This is a genomic window from Streptomyces sp. NPDC003327, from assembly GCF_053589515.1.
In genome coordinates this window covers 1-13,678 of the sequence record NZ_JBSFSA010000078.1, presented here as the reverse complement: position 1 = coordinate 13,678, position 13,678 = coordinate 1, and the positions used below count along the sequence as shown (strand labels likewise).

Annotated in this window: 13 protein-coding genes; 7 read left to right on the top strand and 6 right to left on the bottom strand. The window is 75.6% G+C overall.

Annotated features, from left to right (window positions below):
• Together ACWDVG_RS30985 and ACWDVG_RS30980 are read right to left on the bottom strand one after the other, a co-directional pair.
• The coding region (locus ACWDVG_RS30985) for a M28 family metallopeptidase (RefSeq protein ID WP_451704181.1) at nucleotides 1–1,099 on the bottom strand (1,099 nt) is incomplete at its 3' end.
• Between the two features lie 307 nt (nucleotides 1,100–1,406).
• A complete protein-coding gene (locus ACWDVG_RS30980) occupies nucleotides 1,407–2,396 on the bottom strand; it encodes a HEAT repeat domain-containing protein (protein ID WP_451704179.1) in 990 nt (329 codons plus the stop codon).
• A gap of 231 nt (nucleotides 2,397–2,627) precedes the next feature.
• On the opposite strand from ACWDVG_RS30980, the gene ACWDVG_RS30975 reads away from it, so the two are divergent.
• Nucleotides 2,628–3,131, top strand: a complete 504-nt coding sequence (locus ACWDVG_RS30975) for a DUF1203 domain-containing protein (RefSeq protein WP_451704177.1) — start codon at nucleotides 2,628–2,630, stop codon at nucleotides 3,129–3,131.
• A gap of 10 nt (nucleotides 3,132–3,141) precedes the next feature.
• Here the strand turns inward: ACWDVG_RS30975 and ACWDVG_RS30970 are convergent, their stop codons facing one another.
• Complete coding sequence (locus ACWDVG_RS30970; protein ID WP_451704175.1) at nucleotides 3,142–3,594, bottom strand: VOC family protein; 453 nt, start codon at nucleotides 3,592–3,594, stop codon at nucleotides 3,142–3,144.
• A gap of 129 nt (nucleotides 3,595–3,723) precedes the next feature.
• Between ACWDVG_RS30970 and ACWDVG_RS30965 the strand changes: the two genes are divergently transcribed.
• Complete coding sequence (locus ACWDVG_RS30965) at nucleotides 3,724–4,353, top strand: CGNR zinc finger domain-containing protein (RefSeq protein ID WP_451704173.1); 630 nt, start codon at nucleotides 3,724–3,726, stop codon at nucleotides 4,351–4,353.
• A complete protein-coding gene (locus ACWDVG_RS30960) occupies nucleotides 4,353–4,709 on the top strand; it encodes an SRPBCC domain-containing protein (protein ID WP_451704171.1) in 357 nt (118 codons plus the stop codon). The genes ACWDVG_RS30965 and ACWDVG_RS30960 overlap by 1 nt, the downstream gene beginning before the upstream one ends.
• 56 nt (nucleotides 4,710–4,765) lie before the next feature.
• Here the strand turns inward: ACWDVG_RS30960 and ACWDVG_RS30955 are convergent, their stop codons facing one another.
• Nucleotides 4,766–5,362 carry a DUF4291 domain-containing protein gene (locus tag ACWDVG_RS30955; protein WP_451704169.1) on the bottom strand — a complete coding sequence of 199 codons (597 nt, stop codon included), beginning with the start codon at nucleotides 5,360–5,362 and terminating at the stop codon, nucleotides 4,766–4,768.
• 143 nt (nucleotides 5,363–5,505) lie between these two features.
• Here ACWDVG_RS30955 and ACWDVG_RS30950 point away from each other — a divergent pair, with 143 nt between their 5' ends.
• Complete coding sequence (locus ACWDVG_RS30950) at nucleotides 5,506–5,835, top strand: DUF6401 family natural product biosynthesis protein (RefSeq protein ID WP_451704167.1); 330 nt, start codon at nucleotides 5,506–5,508, stop codon at nucleotides 5,833–5,835.
• 152 nt (nucleotides 5,836–5,987) lie between these two features.
• Here ACWDVG_RS30950 and ACWDVG_RS30945 read toward each other — a convergent pair whose 3' ends face one another.
• Both ACWDVG_RS30945 and rarD read right to left on the bottom strand, forming a co-directional pair.
• Nucleotides 5,988–6,791, bottom strand: coding sequence for a membrane protein (locus tag ACWDVG_RS30945; protein WP_451704166.1), 804 nt, complete (start codon nucleotides 6,789–6,791; stop codon nucleotides 5,988–5,990).
• 88 nt (nucleotides 6,792–6,879) lie between these two features.
• Entirely contained in the window at nucleotides 6,880–7,899 is a 1,020-nt protein-coding gene (gene rarD / locus ACWDVG_RS30940) for an EamA family transporter RarD (protein WP_451704164.1), read from the bottom strand.
• A 257-nt stretch (nucleotides 7,900–8,156) separates the two neighbouring features.
• Between rarD and ACWDVG_RS30935 the strand changes: the two genes are divergently transcribed.
• The 3 genes from ACWDVG_RS30935 (at nucleotide 8,157) to ACWDVG_RS30925 (ending at nucleotide 13,534) form a co-directional block, all read left to right on the top strand.
• The gene (locus ACWDVG_RS30935) at nucleotides 8,157–9,038 is read left to right on the top strand and encodes a hypothetical protein (protein ID WP_451704162.1); all 882 of its coding nucleotides are present in this window, start codon (nucleotides 8,157–8,159) and stop codon (nucleotides 9,036–9,038) included.
• A 143-nt stretch (nucleotides 9,039–9,181) separates the two neighbouring features.
• On the top strand, nucleotides 9,182–11,341 hold the full coding sequence (locus ACWDVG_RS30930; RefSeq protein WP_451704183.1) for a bifunctional serine/threonine-protein kinase/ABC transporter substrate-binding protein: 2,160 nt from the start codon (nucleotides 9,182–9,184) through the stop codon (nucleotides 11,339–11,341).
• Between the two features lie 3 nt (nucleotides 11,342–11,344).
• Nucleotides 11,345–13,534 (top strand): bifunctional serine/threonine-protein kinase/ABC transporter substrate-binding protein, encoded by a 2,190-nt coding sequence (locus tag ACWDVG_RS30925; protein WP_451704160.1) that lies wholly within the window; start codon nucleotides 11,345–11,347, stop codon nucleotides 13,532–13,534.
• Nucleotides 13,535–13,678: the final 144 nt, after the last annotated feature.

Sequence of the window (13,678 nt, the reverse complement as noted above, 5' to 3'; positions counted from 1 at the left end):
CACCGATGTAGGTGTGGACGATGTTCACGCCGACGGCGAGGTTGCTGGGCGCGTTGCCCGTGACGCCCGTGACGTTGACCGTGGAGGTCACCGCGACGCCGTTGTCCGGGACGGACACGTCGGCCGTGTTCTCGAAGACCTTGCCGGTGGGCGGGGTGGTCGTGCCCGAGAGCGTCCAGATCGCGTGCGCGATGGCGTCGCTGTTGCGGTCCAGGGCCGTGTCGTTGATGTTCGACGTCGTGTCGCAGGACGAGTGGTAGCAGCGGTCGAAGGCCGTGGTCGTACCGCCCCACTTGGTGACCTGCGCGCTCGTCTTCACCCGGCTGGCGCCGGTGAAGAGGCCGCCGACGGGTATGCCCACGTTCTTGAACGAGGCGTGGTCGGAGCGGCCGTCGCCCTCGGTCTCGATCTCGGTGGGGACGCCGAGCCCGGCGAAGTACGACTTGAAGGTCTGCTCGATCGTCGGGTCGTCGTCGTAGACGAAGTAGCCCGGGTTCGGCGAGCCGATCATGTCGAAGTTGAGGTAGCCGGAGAGCTTGGCGCGCTCGGTAGTCGGCAGCTGGGCCACGTAGTACTTGGACCCGACGAGGCCGAGCTCCTCCGCGCCCCACCAGCCGAACCGCAGGTGCTTGGTGGGCTGGTAGCCGGAGCGGGCGACCGCGAGGGCGGTCTCCAGGACGGCTGCGGAGCCCGAGCCGTTGTCGTTGATGCCGGGGCCCGAGGAGACGGAGTCGAGGTGCGCGCCGGCCATCAGGACCTGGTTGGGGTCGCCGCCCGGCCAGTCGGCTATCAGGTTGTAGCCGACGGCGCTGTTGGAGGTGAACTGCTGGACGGTCGTGGTGAATCCGGCCGCGTCCAGCTTCGCCTTCACGAAGTCGATGGACGCCTTGTAGCCGGGCCGGCCGTGGGCGCGGTTGCCGCCGTTGGCGGTCGCGATCGCCTGGAGGTCCGTCAGGTGCTGCTTGACGTTGGCGAGCGGGATGTCGGGCGCGGCCAGCGCGCCGGAGGGCGCGGCGGTGGCGGGTGCGGCGCCGGCGAGGGCGCCGAGGACGAGAGCCGTGGAACCGGCCAGGGCGGAGAGTCTCGCGGAGAGTTTCATGTGGGGGCTCCGGATTCCGAACGGGGATGGGACGGAACGTGCGAGCGCCTCGCGCCGTGGGTGACGCGAGGCGTTGGAGCTGTGCAGGTGCTGTGGTGCGGCGGTGCGTGTGCCTGTTCGCGCGGCCGTACGTGCGGCGGTGCGTGTGTCTGTTCGTGTGGCCGTGCGTGCTGAATGCTCAGCGAGAGACTGACTTCGCGTCAAGAGCGGATTCGGGACAGAGCAGTTCGCTCAGCGGACACGCGCCGGTGGGCGGCCGTTCGCCCGGCGTCCGCACCGCCGCCTCGCCGAGCGGGCCCAGGGCGGCTCACTCCGCCCCGAGCAGGGCGACCGTCCCCCGGACGCCCTCGTCGGGGTCGCCCGCCAGGACGGCGAGCAGAGCGTCGGCTTCCGGCGTCCCCCGGTGGACCAGGCCCTCCACGACGACCTCGCGCACCGCGGGGGCGGGGTCGCGGACCAGCTCCGCGAGGAGCGCGTCGGCGCCGTCGGTCGTGCGGTACGCGACGGCCTCGGCGACGGCCAGCCGCACCCCGGGCTCCGCGGCGGCCGCCAACTCCCGTAGGAGTGCGTCCACTCCGGGGGTGCACCACCCGGCCACCGCCTCCGCGAGCCGGGACCGCACCCCGGCGTCGGCGTGCCCGGCGAGCCCCGCGAGGCGGGCCACCGGGCCGCGCCCGCGCAGCCGGTACCAGCGGAGGGTGTCGTACAGCGCCGCCGTGTCGCCGCGCGCCTCCGCCCGGTCCAGCCGGGCGAGCAGCAGCCGCGGGGCGGGCGCGGGTCCGTCCTCCGGGTGCGGCCGTCGCTCCCGCAGCCGCCGCGAGCCGTAGGCGCCGGGCTCCCGGCACCCCCCGCACGTGCAGGGCCGGGTGCCGTGGGCGCCCGGGAGGTGGCGCCAGCCGTTGACCTGCCGTACGGCCCGGACCTGCCGGAGCTCGCCCCGGGCGACGGCCCGCGGCAGGAACACCTCCCACCCCAGGGCGTCGTCGAGGGCCCGGACGCGGCGCACGGCCCCGGCGGCGGTCGTCGCGGCCGGCTCGCGCTCGCCGTACCGCCCGACGGTCACCGGCTCGTCGTCCGGCAGGCGTACGTCGACGGCGACGTACCCGCGCGGGCCGGGGCGCCGGGACAGCTCGCGCAGCCACTGGTGCGTCAGCGCGTACGAGGGCAGCACCGGGAACAGGTACACCCCGCGGGCGTCCCCGAGCCCGTCGCCCCGCCCCCGGCCGAGGGCCTTGATCCCGGCGCGCCGGATGCGCGCCGCGCGGGCGGCGGGTGCCAGGTGTACGAAGGTCGCCATGCGGTCGATCGTAGGCAGCGCGGCAGGGCGGCGGTCCGGCGGCACAGCGGTCCGGCGGCACAGCGGTCCGGCGGCCTGGCGGCACAGGGGTCCGGCGGCCTGGCGGTCCGGCGGCACGGCGGCGGTCGGGCCCCGGTCGGGCCCCGGTCGCGCCCCGGCCGGTGGTCCCCGGCCACCGCGAGGTCCGATTTCCGCCAGCGGCCCGGTCGTGCGCGCGCGAGGCTGAGCCGCATGAGCACCTTCACCGCGCGGGCCGTCGAGCCCGCCGTCCTCGCCGCACTCCGCTCGGTCGACGACGCGGGGCGGCCCTGCGCCCCCTTCACCGCCGCCGAGGCGGGGTCGCCGCTCCGCTGCTGCCTGCGCGCGGCGCGGGCGGGGGAGCGCCTCGCGCTCGTCTCGTACGCGCCGCTGCGGCGGTGGGCGGCGGCCACGGGGGCCGAGCCGGGGGCGTACGACGAGGTGGGGCCGGTCTTCGTGCACGCGGAGGCGTGCGCGGGTCCGGCCCCGGCGGCCCCGGGGACGTACCCCTTCGAACGGGCGGGCGCGCTGCGGGCGTTCCGCCGCTACGACGCCCGTGGCCGGATCGTGGGCGGCCGGCTCGTGGAGCTGCCCGAGGCGCCGGGCGAGGGCTACGAGAAGGCGCTCACCGAGGCCTTCGCGGACCCGGGGGTGGCCCTGGTCCACGTGCGGGCGGTGGAGTACGGCTGCTTCCACTTCGAGGTGCGCCGCCCCTGACCCGGGGGCGTCACTGCACGCAGAACTCGTTGCCCTCCGGGTCCGTCATCACCACCCAGGAGCCGCCCTGTTCGGCGACCCGGCGCAGGACCGAGGCGCCCAGGGACTCCAGGCGGGCGACCTCGGTGTCGCGGGCGCCGGGGGCCGCGTGGACGTCGATGTGGAGCCGGTTCTTGGCGGTCTTGGGCTCCGGCACCCGCTGGAAGAGGATGCGGCGGCCCAGGCCCCCGCCCGTCTGGGGGTCCGTGGGGTCCTCCGGGTGGCGGACGGCGGCGAGGGTGCGCCAGGCGAGGCGGTCCCGGACGGTGACCGTCTCCTCGGCCGGGGCCGCGCCCATGTCGAGGAGGCGGCGGATGAAGGCGCTGTTGTCCTCCTCCAGGTAGCCGAGGGCCGCGGCCCAGAAGGCGGCCTGGGCGTGGGGGTCGGCGCAGTCGATCACGAGCTTCCAGTGGAGTGTCGTCATGTAACCACTTATACTGGTTGCATGACGAGGGCCGCCACAGGAACCGCCGGACACGCCGGATCCGCCGCCGTGCGCCCGGGACGGGCAGAGCCTCCTTCCGGACCTCCGAGCCCCCCGGGGCTCCCGGGGATGACCCTGGTGCACCGGGACGGGCAGCGCTTCCGCTTCGACGCCGGTGCCCTCTGTCTGGAGCTGCTGCTCACGGGTGGCCCGGGACCCGTCGCCGCGCGGTACGAGGTGCTCGACCGCGTGGACGGGCTCCTCGACTGGGTGCGGGAGTGCCGGCTCGGCCCCGGGCCCGACGTCCGGGTCAGCGCGGCCGAGCTCGCCGCCGTGCGGAGCGTGCGGGACGCGCTCTGGCGGCTGGCCCTCGCGCGCGCCGCGAGGAACCGGGGCGAGGGGACGGAGGGAGCCGGGCAGGGCCCGCCCGTCCGGTACGACCCCGCCGACCTGGCCGCCGTCAACGCCGCCGCCGCCGAGGCCCCCCTCGCCGCCGAACTCCGCGCGGACGGCACGCGCGCGTGGGCCCCCGGCGCCACCGGGACGCGCCTCCTCGCGACGGTCGCCCGCGACGCCGTCGAGCTGTTCACCGGCCCGTACGCCGACCGGATCCGCGTCTGCGGCGCCGACGACTGCGCCCTGCTCTTCGCCGACACCTCACGCCCCGGGCGCCGCCGCTGGTGCTCGATGGAACGGTGCGGCAACCGCCACAAGGTGCGCGCCCACCGGGCCCGTACCCACTCGGAGGGAGAAGCGTGATGCCCGTGGGACTGACCAGGGACGCCGGCTGGGAGATCGGCGTCTCGAAGACCCTGCCCCTGCCCGTCGACGCGGTCTGGGACTTCCTGATGAGCCCCGAGGGCCTGGCCGTCTGGCTGGGCTCCGCACTCCCCGAACGGGGCGACCCGGCGCTCCGCAGCCTCCGCCCGCGCGACCGCGTCCGGCTCACCTACGGCGGGACCGTCCTCCAGGTCACGGTCAGCCCGTCCGGTGACGGCCGGACCGTCCTCCGCTTCCACCAGGAACACCTGACGAGCGCGGACGAGCGCGAGCGCCGCCGCGCCCACTGGAAGTCGGTGACGGCCCGCGTCACCGAGGCGCTCGGCGCGGGGTGAACGGCTGCTCCGCCGGAGTGCTCGGCGTGGGGTGAACGGCAGCTCCGCCGGAGCGCTCAGCGCCCGGTGAGATGCTCCAGGAGCCCGTCCGCCACCGGGTACGGCTCGTCGCGCGGGAGCAGACCCGCGGCCGATTCGACGTCCCCGGCGCGGACGCGGGCGTGGACGTCGTGGGCGAGGCCGGTGACGTCGGCGACGGAGACCGTCCACTCGTCCGCGTACCGCCGCGCCGCATCGCCCGAGAGCCCGAGCTGGAGCGAGCGGTACGCGAGCGGCCGCAGCCGCAGGTCCCGCTCCGGGTCCCACTGCACCCGCGCGGGCGCGCGCCGCAACTCCCGCTGCCAGGAGGCCCGGTCCGGGTGGACGCCGGGCGAGTAGTGCGAGAGGCAGGCGTTCCGCAGCGCCCACTCGAAGCCCTCGCGGGTGATCTCCACGGCGAGGACGGTCTCCTGGCCCTCCTTGGTGCCCCAGCCGGAGCGGTACATCATCCACAGGAACGACGGCTTGATCCATGTCATGCGGTCCCGCTTCCAGGCGGCCGGGAAGCGGCCGTCGCGCGCCGCGGGCAGGCCGATGCCGGGGGCGTACGCCTGGTAGACGGTGACGGTGTCCGGGGTGTGGACCGCCCGGATCCGGTACTTCGGTTCCTCCATGGGGGACAGCGTGCGGGCCGTCGCCCGGCCCCGGCCACCGAATAACCGGCGGCCGGCGTCCCCGCTGAGGCCTCGGCGGAGGGCCCGCGGGCTGCGACCAACGTCACGGTCGGGAGGCGCTCTCGCGCGCCTAATGTGGGGGGATGAACGATTCGCCCCCGTGCCCGCTGGTCGGCGTGGCCGCCACGTACATGCCCCGGCTCTCGGAGTTCTCCTTCGAGCCGGGGCTCGTGGCCGCCGTCGACCAGCACGCCGCCGCGGTGTGCGACGCGCTGATCCCGGCGCAGCGGGGGCCCGAGGCCCGGGCCGTCCGGCGGGAGGAGCTCGCCGACTACGTCCTCGGGTTCACCGACTGGCTCACCGAGGTCGACTGGGTCGAGCCGGTCGGCCACGACTTCGCCACCCTGCGGCTGACGGCGGTCTGCTGGCTGATCCGGGAGCACGACCTCCTGGACGTCCGCGCCGACGGCTGACCGCGCCGACGGCTGACCGGGCGACGGCTGACCGCGCCGACGGCTGACCGGGCGACGGTTGTCCGGGCGGTGGCTGGCCGGCCCGACGCCCGACGGCCCGTGGGCGGTGCGTCGGGGCGCCCCGACCGCACGCCGCCGGGGGCGGCCGCTCGTCACATCCGGTCCGCCGGGGGCTCGCGCCGGCCGGTGCCGCCGTCCATCCGCTCCTGCGCCGCCGGCATCCCGCCCCGGGCGTCCGCGCGGCCCTTCTGGTACGCCGAGATCTGCTCCTTCGCGCGGCCGGTCTCCGACTCCGCGGCCGACAGCCAGCGCTCCCAGCGGCTCCGCATCGGCGTGACGAGCCCGCCGCCGACGCCGACGATCACGACGCCCGCGACGGTCGCGAGCACCGCGGTCAGGACCGGCCCGGTCACCGAGGTGGCGATGCCCGCCTGGCTGAGCGCGGCGATCACACCGAGGCCGACGATGAACGCCCAGGCCGCCGTGGCGAGGACCTTCCCGTACGACGTCGAGCCCAGCGCGCCCTGCACGATGTCCCGGACGGCGCGGGCGATGGCCATGGCGACGACGACGATGACACAGGCGACGATCGCCCTCGGCAGCCAGGCGACGATGCCGTTGATCATGACGCTGACCGGGTTCGGGCCGAAGACCCCGAAGGCCAGCTGCAGCGCGATCAGCAGGATCGCGTAGTAGAGGATCTTGGCGATGATTCCGGTGGCGTCGTACTTCGACCCCTTGAGGGTGTTCGAGACGCCACTGCGCTCGGCCATGCGCTCGAAGCCGACCTTCCGCAGCACGCGGTCGGCGACCTTGGCGATCATCTTCGCGACGAACCAGCCGACGAGCAGGATCGCCAGGAACGCGATGAACTTCGGTATGAACTCGGCGACGGCCGACCAGGCATCCGTGAATCCCTGGCCGAAGTCGACCGAGAGGGCGAGGGGCTGCCACATGGCGCCATCACTCCGCTCGGGACGGGCCCCGTACGGACGGGGGCCTGGACTCCCGACGTAACTACGGCTCGGGGCCCCCCGCTCCCTGTCAGCGCCCCGGCTGCGCCGATGGGGTGGAAACCGGAGCGGTCGCTCCCGTCGCAGCCCCGGCTCCCGCCACCGAGGACGCCGCCTCCGAGGACGCCGCCTCCGCCCGGGCCTCCTCGACCCGCGCCCGGTTGCGCCGCGCCGTGCGCAGCGCGTCCCAGGTGAGGATCGTCAGGGCCAGCCACACGAGCGAGAAGCCCGCCCACCGCTCCGGCGGCATCGCCTCGCGGAAGTACAGGATGCCCAGCAGGAACTGGAAGGTCGGCGCCAGGTACTGGAGCAGCCCGAGCGTCGACAGCGGTACGCGGATGGCCGCCGCCCCGAAGCAGACCAGCGGCACCGCCGTGACGATGCCGGTCGCGGCGAGCAGGGCCGCGTGGCCGGCGCCCTCGGTGCCGAAGGTCGAGGTGCCCTGCGCACCGAGCCAGACGAGGTAGCCGAGCGCGGGCAGGAACAGGACGGCGGTCTCGGCGGCGAGCGACTCCAGGCCGCCGAGGTTGACCTTCTTCTTCACCAGGCCGTACAGCGCGAAGGAGAACGCGAGGGCGAGCGAGATCCACGGCGGCCTGCCGTAGCCGATCGCCAGGACGAGCACCGCGGCGGCGCCGACGCCGACCGCCGCCCACTGGGCGGGGCGCAGCCGTTCCTGGAGGACGAGGACGCCGAGGGCGATGGTGACGAGCGGGTTGATGAAGTAACCGAGCGAGGACTCGACGACGTGGCCGGTGTTGACCGACCAGATGTAGAGCCCCCAGTTCACGGAGATCACGGTCGCGGCCAGCGCGACGAGGGCGAGCTTGCGCGGGTCGCGCGCGAGCTCCCGTATCCAGGCCCAGCGGCGCAGCGCGAGCAGTCCGGCGACGACGAAGGCGAGCGACCACACCATGCGGTGGGCGAGGATCTCGACGGCGCCCGCGGGCTTGAGGAGCGGCCAGAACAGCGGGACCAGGCCCCACATGCCGTAGGCGCCGATCCCGTAGAGCAGGCCCGCTCTGGCCTCGCCGTTCTCTTTCTCAGTCACCGAGCCTCCCGTCCCGAGCCGCGCTGTCCCGTCGACGGTAGCGCCGCACGGCGCCCGTTGTCATGCCCGTACCGCGATACGGTCATGACCATGGTCGCCGGGACGCCTCGGCGACCCGCGGCCCGCACGCCGAGCGCCGCCACGGAACGGACACCTCTCCGTCCCAATAGATCGGTAAAGGGGGCGAGTTGATCCCCCGTCCCCGTACGATCTCCCTGATTCGCGGCGGGCTGCCGCGAACGGGGGGTGGGGGATTCATGGACGGACCCAGGTACGGATCCAGAGACGCATCCAGCTACGGCTCCGGGCACGGACGCGCCTTACGCGGCTGCTGCGCGCTGGCGGTCGGCGCCCTGCTCCTGACCGGCTGCTCGGACGACCCGGCAGGCTCTGCAGGCTCGGGAGCGCCCACTTCCGCCGGCAGGACGACAGGGGCCGCGCCCTCGCCCTCGTCCCCGGCCCCGTCCGCGGCCACCCCCACCGCCCCGCCCACCCTCGACTTCACGCCCGACCCGGCCCGCGCACCGCGCACCAAGGCCGACGCCGAGCGCCTCGCCCTCGCCGTCCTCGCCGGCCCGGAGTCCTGGGGCCCCGACTACGTGAAGCGCGAGCCCTACCTCAGCCCCGACGGCCACTGGCCGGTCCTCCCGGCGAACTGCCGCTGGGAGTCGGGCCCCCTGCCGGCCACCGTCCTCCACAGCGTCACCGGCTCCAGCGAGCTGCCCGGCTCCGGCGGCAAGGGCACCGTCCGGGTCTCCGCCACCGTCACCGTCCACCGCTCGGTCGACGCGGCCGACTGGGAGATGGCCGAGACCCTGGAGGAGGCGCTCCGCTGCCCCGCCCAGACCCTCCGCGAGGGCGAGCGGATCACCGGCCTCATGTCCCTCGGCAACCCCTTCGGCGTCGGCATGAACTACACGACCGCCGACGCGCTCAACGAGCGCGGAAAGTACGTCAACGACGCGGTCGGGGGCGAGTACCTGTACGGCTGGTCCCAGTCGCGGGTGGGGCAGGTGACCGTCGCCGTCTCCGTGAAGGGCGCGCGCGGGTACACCGACGACGAGATCACCCTGGCGCAGGTCCAGGCCCTCACCACCATGATCACGCGCGCGGAGAAGGCGCTGGAGGTCCAGTCGTGAGCCCCACCACCCCCGCCGACGACGGCCCTCCGGCGACCCCCGAGCCCGCCCGTCCCGAGCCCGCCCGTCCCGAGCCCGCCCGTCCCGAGCCCGCCCGTCCCGAGCCCGGCGCGCTCCAGCCGCTGCTGCCCTCCGACCCCTCCGTGATCGCCGGCTACCGCCTCCTCGGCCGCCTCGGCGCGGGCGGCATGGGCGTCGTCTACCTGGGCCGTACGGCCAACGGCGAGCTGGCCGCCGTCAAGGTCACCCACGCCGACCAGGCCGACCAGCCCGACTTCCGGGCCCGCTTCCGCCGCGAGGTCGAGGCCGCCCGCCGGGTCTCCAGCCCCTGGGCCGTCCCGGTCACCGGGGCCGACCCGGACGCCCCCGAGCCGTGGATGGCCACCGCCTTCGTCGCCGGGCCCTCCCTCGGCGAGGCCGTCGCCGCGCACGGCGCGCTGCCCGAGCGGAGCGTCCGGCTCCTCGGCTGGTCCGTCGCCCGAGCCCTCGCGGCCGTCCACGCGGCCGGGCTCGTGCACCGCGACGTCAAGCCGGGCAACGTCCTCCTCGCCGTCGACGGGCCGCGCCTCATCGACTTCGGCATCGCCCGCGCGACCGGCGAGACCGCCCTCACCGCCACCGACATGGTCGTCGGCACGCCCGGCTTCCTCGCCCCCGAGCAGGCCGAGGCCCGTACGGACGCGATCGGCCCGCCCGCCGACGTCTTCGCCCTCGGCTGCCTCCTCGCCTACGCGGCGACCGCCCGCCCGCCCTTCGGCACCGGCGCCGTCGACGCGCTCATGTACCGCACCGTCCACGACGAGCCCGACCTCACCGGCGTACCGGAGCCCCTCCTGCCGCTCGTACGGGACTGCCTGGCCAAGGACCCGGCCGCCCGGCCCACCGCGGCGGAGATCGGCGTCCGGCTCGTCGAGGACACCCCCGGCAGCGCCGCCGAATGGCTGCCCGCCCCCGTCGTCCGCACCATCGCCGCACGCTCGGCGCGGATGCTGGCCCTGCCCGAGATCGCCGCCACCGAGGCACCGGCCGCCCCCGCCCCGCCGGAGCGCGGCCGCCGCCGCTTCCTCGGCCTCGCCGTCGGCGGCGCGGTCGTCCTCGCGGGCGCCGCGACCGCCGCCGTGACCGCCCTCGGCGGCGACGGCGGCGGCAAGGGCCGACGGGCCGGCGACGGCAAGCAGGCCGCGCCGCCGCCCGGGGCACGCCGCTGGACCATCGGCGTCCACGCCGACCTGAGCGGCCCGGCCAGGACCATCGGGCAGGCGCAGGAGCGGGGCGTCCGCCTCGCCGTCGAACGGTTCAACGCCCGCGAGGACAAGCCCTTCACCCTCGACGTGAAGGTCGCCGACGACGGCGGCGACACCCGCCGCGCCCTCGCCGCCGCCCGTACCCTCACCGGCGACCCCGACGTCCTCGGCATCATCGGCCCCACCTCCGACTACACCGGCCTTGCCGCGCTGTCCGCCTTCGACGAGGCCCGCCTGCCCGTCGTCACCGTCTCCGCCGGACTCAACCTGCTGATCAACCCGGGCGTCTCGCAGGGCCGCGGCATCGTCCGGGCCTGTCCCCTCCACGCCTTCGCGGGCATGGCCCTCGCCTACCACCTTCAGGCGAAGGCCCCCGGAGCCCTGCCCGGACTGCTCCAGGAGCGCACCGACGACACGTACTCCTGGCAGTACGTCCTCGGCGCCACCTTCGGCTTCCAGCAGGGCGCGGTCCCCACGCACCCCCGGGTGATCCCGGCCGGCGCCAAGCGGATCGAGAAGGTCCTCGGCGAGATGGTCGACGCGGGCATCGACGCGTACGTCCACTGCGGCCTCGCCCCCAGCGCCGTCCGCGCCGCGAAGGCGCTCGACGCCCTCGGCTTCACCGGCCCGCGCCTCGCCGGCCAGCACGTCTTCGGCACCGAGTTCCTCCGGGGCGCGGGCGCCGCCGCCGAGGGCTGGCACATCGGCGCCCCGGTCGTCGACCCCACCACCCGCAAGGAGGCGGCCGCACTGGTCGCCGCCCACCGCGCCGCGTACGGCACGACCCCCGCGTACTACACGGGCGAGGCCTACGACGTCACCACCTTCCTCGTCTCCCACGTCGAGAAGGCGGCCAGGGGCGGCCGACGGCCCGACCGCACCACCCTCGCCCCGATCCTGCGCAAGGCGACCTACCAGGGCGTCATGGGCGGCTACTCCTTCGACGACGACGGCAACCTCGACGCCGTCGGCACCTTCATGTACGCCGTCGAGAACGGCCGCTACAAGCCGCTCGACTTCGCGCCCGCCGGCCCGCCGAAGAAGGCCGGGGGGAGCTGACCGGTGCAGCCCCTGCGCAAGGCCGACCCGTCGACCCTCGCCGGGTACCGGCTCCTCGGCCGGCTCGGCGCCGGCGGCATGGGCGTGGTCTACCTCGCCCGTTCCACGGGCGGCGCGCTCGCCGCGCTCAAGCTGATCCGGGCCGAGCACGCCGCCGACCCCGGCTTCCGCGAGCGCTTCCGCCGCGAGGCCCGCACCGCCGAGCGGATCACCGGCCGCTGGGTCGTCCGCGTCCTCGGCGCCGACCCGGAGGCCCGCGAGCCCTGGCTCGCCACCGAGTACGTGCCGGGCCCCTCGCTCGCCGAGGCCGTCGCCCTGCACGGCGCCCTGCCCGAGCCGACCGTACGGGCCCTCGGCGCCCGGCTCGCCGACGCCCTCGCCGACGTGCACGCGTCCGGGCTCGTGCACCGGGACGTCAAGCCCGGCAACGTCCTCCTCGCCCTCGACGGGCCCCGGCTCATCGACTTCGGCATCGCCCGCTCCGCCGGGGCGACCGCGCTCACCGCCACCGACGCGGTGATCGGCACGCCCGGCTTCCTCGCCCCCGAGCAGGCCGAGGCCCGTACGGACGCGATCGGCCCGCCCGCCGACGTCTTCTCGCTCGGCTGCGTCCTCGCGTACGCGCTGACCGGCGAACGCCCCTTCGGTACGGGCACGGTGGCGGCCGTCGTCTACCGCACCGTCCACGGGGAACCCGTCCTCGACGACGTACCGGACACCCTCCTGCCGCTCGTCAGGGCCTGCCTCGCCAAGGACCCGGCGGACCGGCCCACGGCCACCGGGGTCCGCGACGCCCTCGGCCGGGCCGACGGGCCGGCGGGCGACTGGCTGCCCGCGGGCCTGCCCGCCCTCATCGCCGAGCGTTCCGCCCACGTCCTGAACCTGCCGGTCGCCGAACCGACGATGGCGGCGGCCCCGCCGCCGGAGCGGCCGGTGTCCCGGCGGTGGGTGCTGGCCGGCGGTTCGGCGGCGGCCGTCGCGGCCGCCGGAGGCCTCACGGCCTGGCTCCTGACCCGGTCCGGCCCGGGCCCCGGCACCGGCACCGAGGGGAAGGGCACGGGCGGCCCGCCGAGTCCCCTCCCCGCGTACACGATCGGCGTCCAGACCGACCTCAGCGGCGCGCACCGGGCCGACGGCCGCGCCCAGGAGAGGGGCGCCCGGCTCGCCGTGGAGCAGTTCAACGCCCGTCCCGACCGGCGCTTCGACCTGGCCGTGCGGGTCCGCGACGACCGCAGCGACCCCGTACGGGCGCGCGCCGTCGCGGACGCCTTCGGCACGGACCGGAGCGTGCTGGCCGTCCTCGGCCCGACGACCAAGGAGGTCGTGACCGCCGTCGCCGACACCTACCAGCGCCACGGGCTGCCCCTGATGGGCGTGGCGGCCGGCATGGACTACGACAGGATCCCCGCCCTCCAGGGCCGCCCCACCTACTTCGAGATGCGTCCCCTGCACGACATGCTCCACCTGGCCCTCTCGACGCTCAGTATCGTCCGCGGCCACCGCAGAGTGGCCGTCATCGAGGACCGGGCCGACGGAACGTACCCCTGGCGGCTCACCAAGTCGATGCGGGACACCCTGGACGTCGACGGCGTCACCCTCGACTCCTTCCGCAAGGACGCCGCCGGGGACGACTTCGGCCCGGTCGTCCGCGAGACCCTCGCCGTCCGCCCCGACGCCGTTTTCTACGCGGGTAGCTCCCCGCACCGGGCCGCCCGCTGCGCCCGCGAGCTGCGGGCGCGCGGGTTCACGGGGCCGTGCGGCGGCGTCGAGTACGCGCTCCAGCCCGCGTTCCTCGCCGAGGCGGGCCCGGCCGCCGAGGACTGGTACTTCGGCACCACCTACGTCGACCCCGCCCTCGTGCCCTCGGCCCGGGAGTTCACCGCCGCCTACCGCACCCGCTGGGGCCTCTCGGGCTCCGCCCCCGTCGACCGCTACGCCGTGGAGGCGTACGACGCGACCCTCGCCGCCGCCGATGCCGGGCACCGCATCGCGGCCGGCGGGATCGAGCTGGAGCGGGGCGCGCTGACCCGGCGCCTCCGGGAGGCCACGTACCAGGGCGTCGTGAAGCCGTACGGCTTCGCCGCGGGCCACCACTACCGGTTCCTGGACCTCGTCTACGCGTACCGGATCGAGCGCGGGGTGCCGCGCTTCCTCGGGCAGTTCGCGAAGGCCCTCGACGCCATGAAGGGCTGAGGGGCGCGGCCCGCCCGGCCGCGCCCCCTCTGTGCCGTTCCGTCCCGCCGGGGGTTTGTCAGCCGATGACGGTCCAGGTGTCGTTGCCGGTGAGGAGTTGGGTGAGGTCGCCCTTGCCGTGGTGTTCGACGGCGGTGTCGAGCT

What these genes read in the sequence shown, in the direction of transcription:
- ACWDVG_RS30980 (WP_451704179.1), bottom strand. Translation starts at nt 2,396, where the DNA reads ATGGCGACCTTCGTACACCTGGCACCCGCCGCCCGCGCGGCGCGCATC.
- ACWDVG_RS30975 (WP_451704177.1), top strand. Translation starts at nt 2,628, where the DNA reads ATGAGCACCTTCACCGCGCGGGCCGTCGAGCCCGCCGTCCTCGCCGCA.
- ACWDVG_RS30970 (WP_451704175.1), bottom strand. Translation starts at nt 3,594, where the DNA reads ATGACGACACTCCACTGGAAGCTCGTGATCGACTGCGCCGACCCCCAC.
- ACWDVG_RS30965 (WP_451704173.1), top strand. Translation starts at nt 3,724, where the DNA reads ATGACCCTGGTGCACCGGGACGGGCAGCGCTTCCGCTTCGACGCCGGT.
- ACWDVG_RS30960 (WP_451704171.1), top strand. Translation starts at nt 4,353, where the DNA reads ATGCCCGTGGGACTGACCAGGGACGCCGGCTGGGAGATCGGCGTCTCG.
- ACWDVG_RS30955 (WP_451704169.1), bottom strand. Translation starts at nt 5,362, where the DNA reads ATGGAGGAACCGAAGTACCGGATCCGGGCGGTCCACACCCCGGACACC.
- ACWDVG_RS30950 (WP_451704167.1), top strand. Translation starts at nt 5,506, where the DNA reads ATGAACGATTCGCCCCCGTGCCCGCTGGTCGGCGTGGCCGCCACGTAC.
- ACWDVG_RS30945 (WP_451704166.1), bottom strand. Translation starts at nt 6,791, where the DNA reads ATGTGGCAGCCCCTCGCCCTCTCGGTCGACTTCGGCCAGGGATTCACG.
- ACWDVG_RS30935 (WP_451704162.1), top strand. Translation starts at nt 8,157, where the DNA reads ATGGACGGACCCAGGTACGGATCCAGAGACGCATCCAGCTACGGCTCC.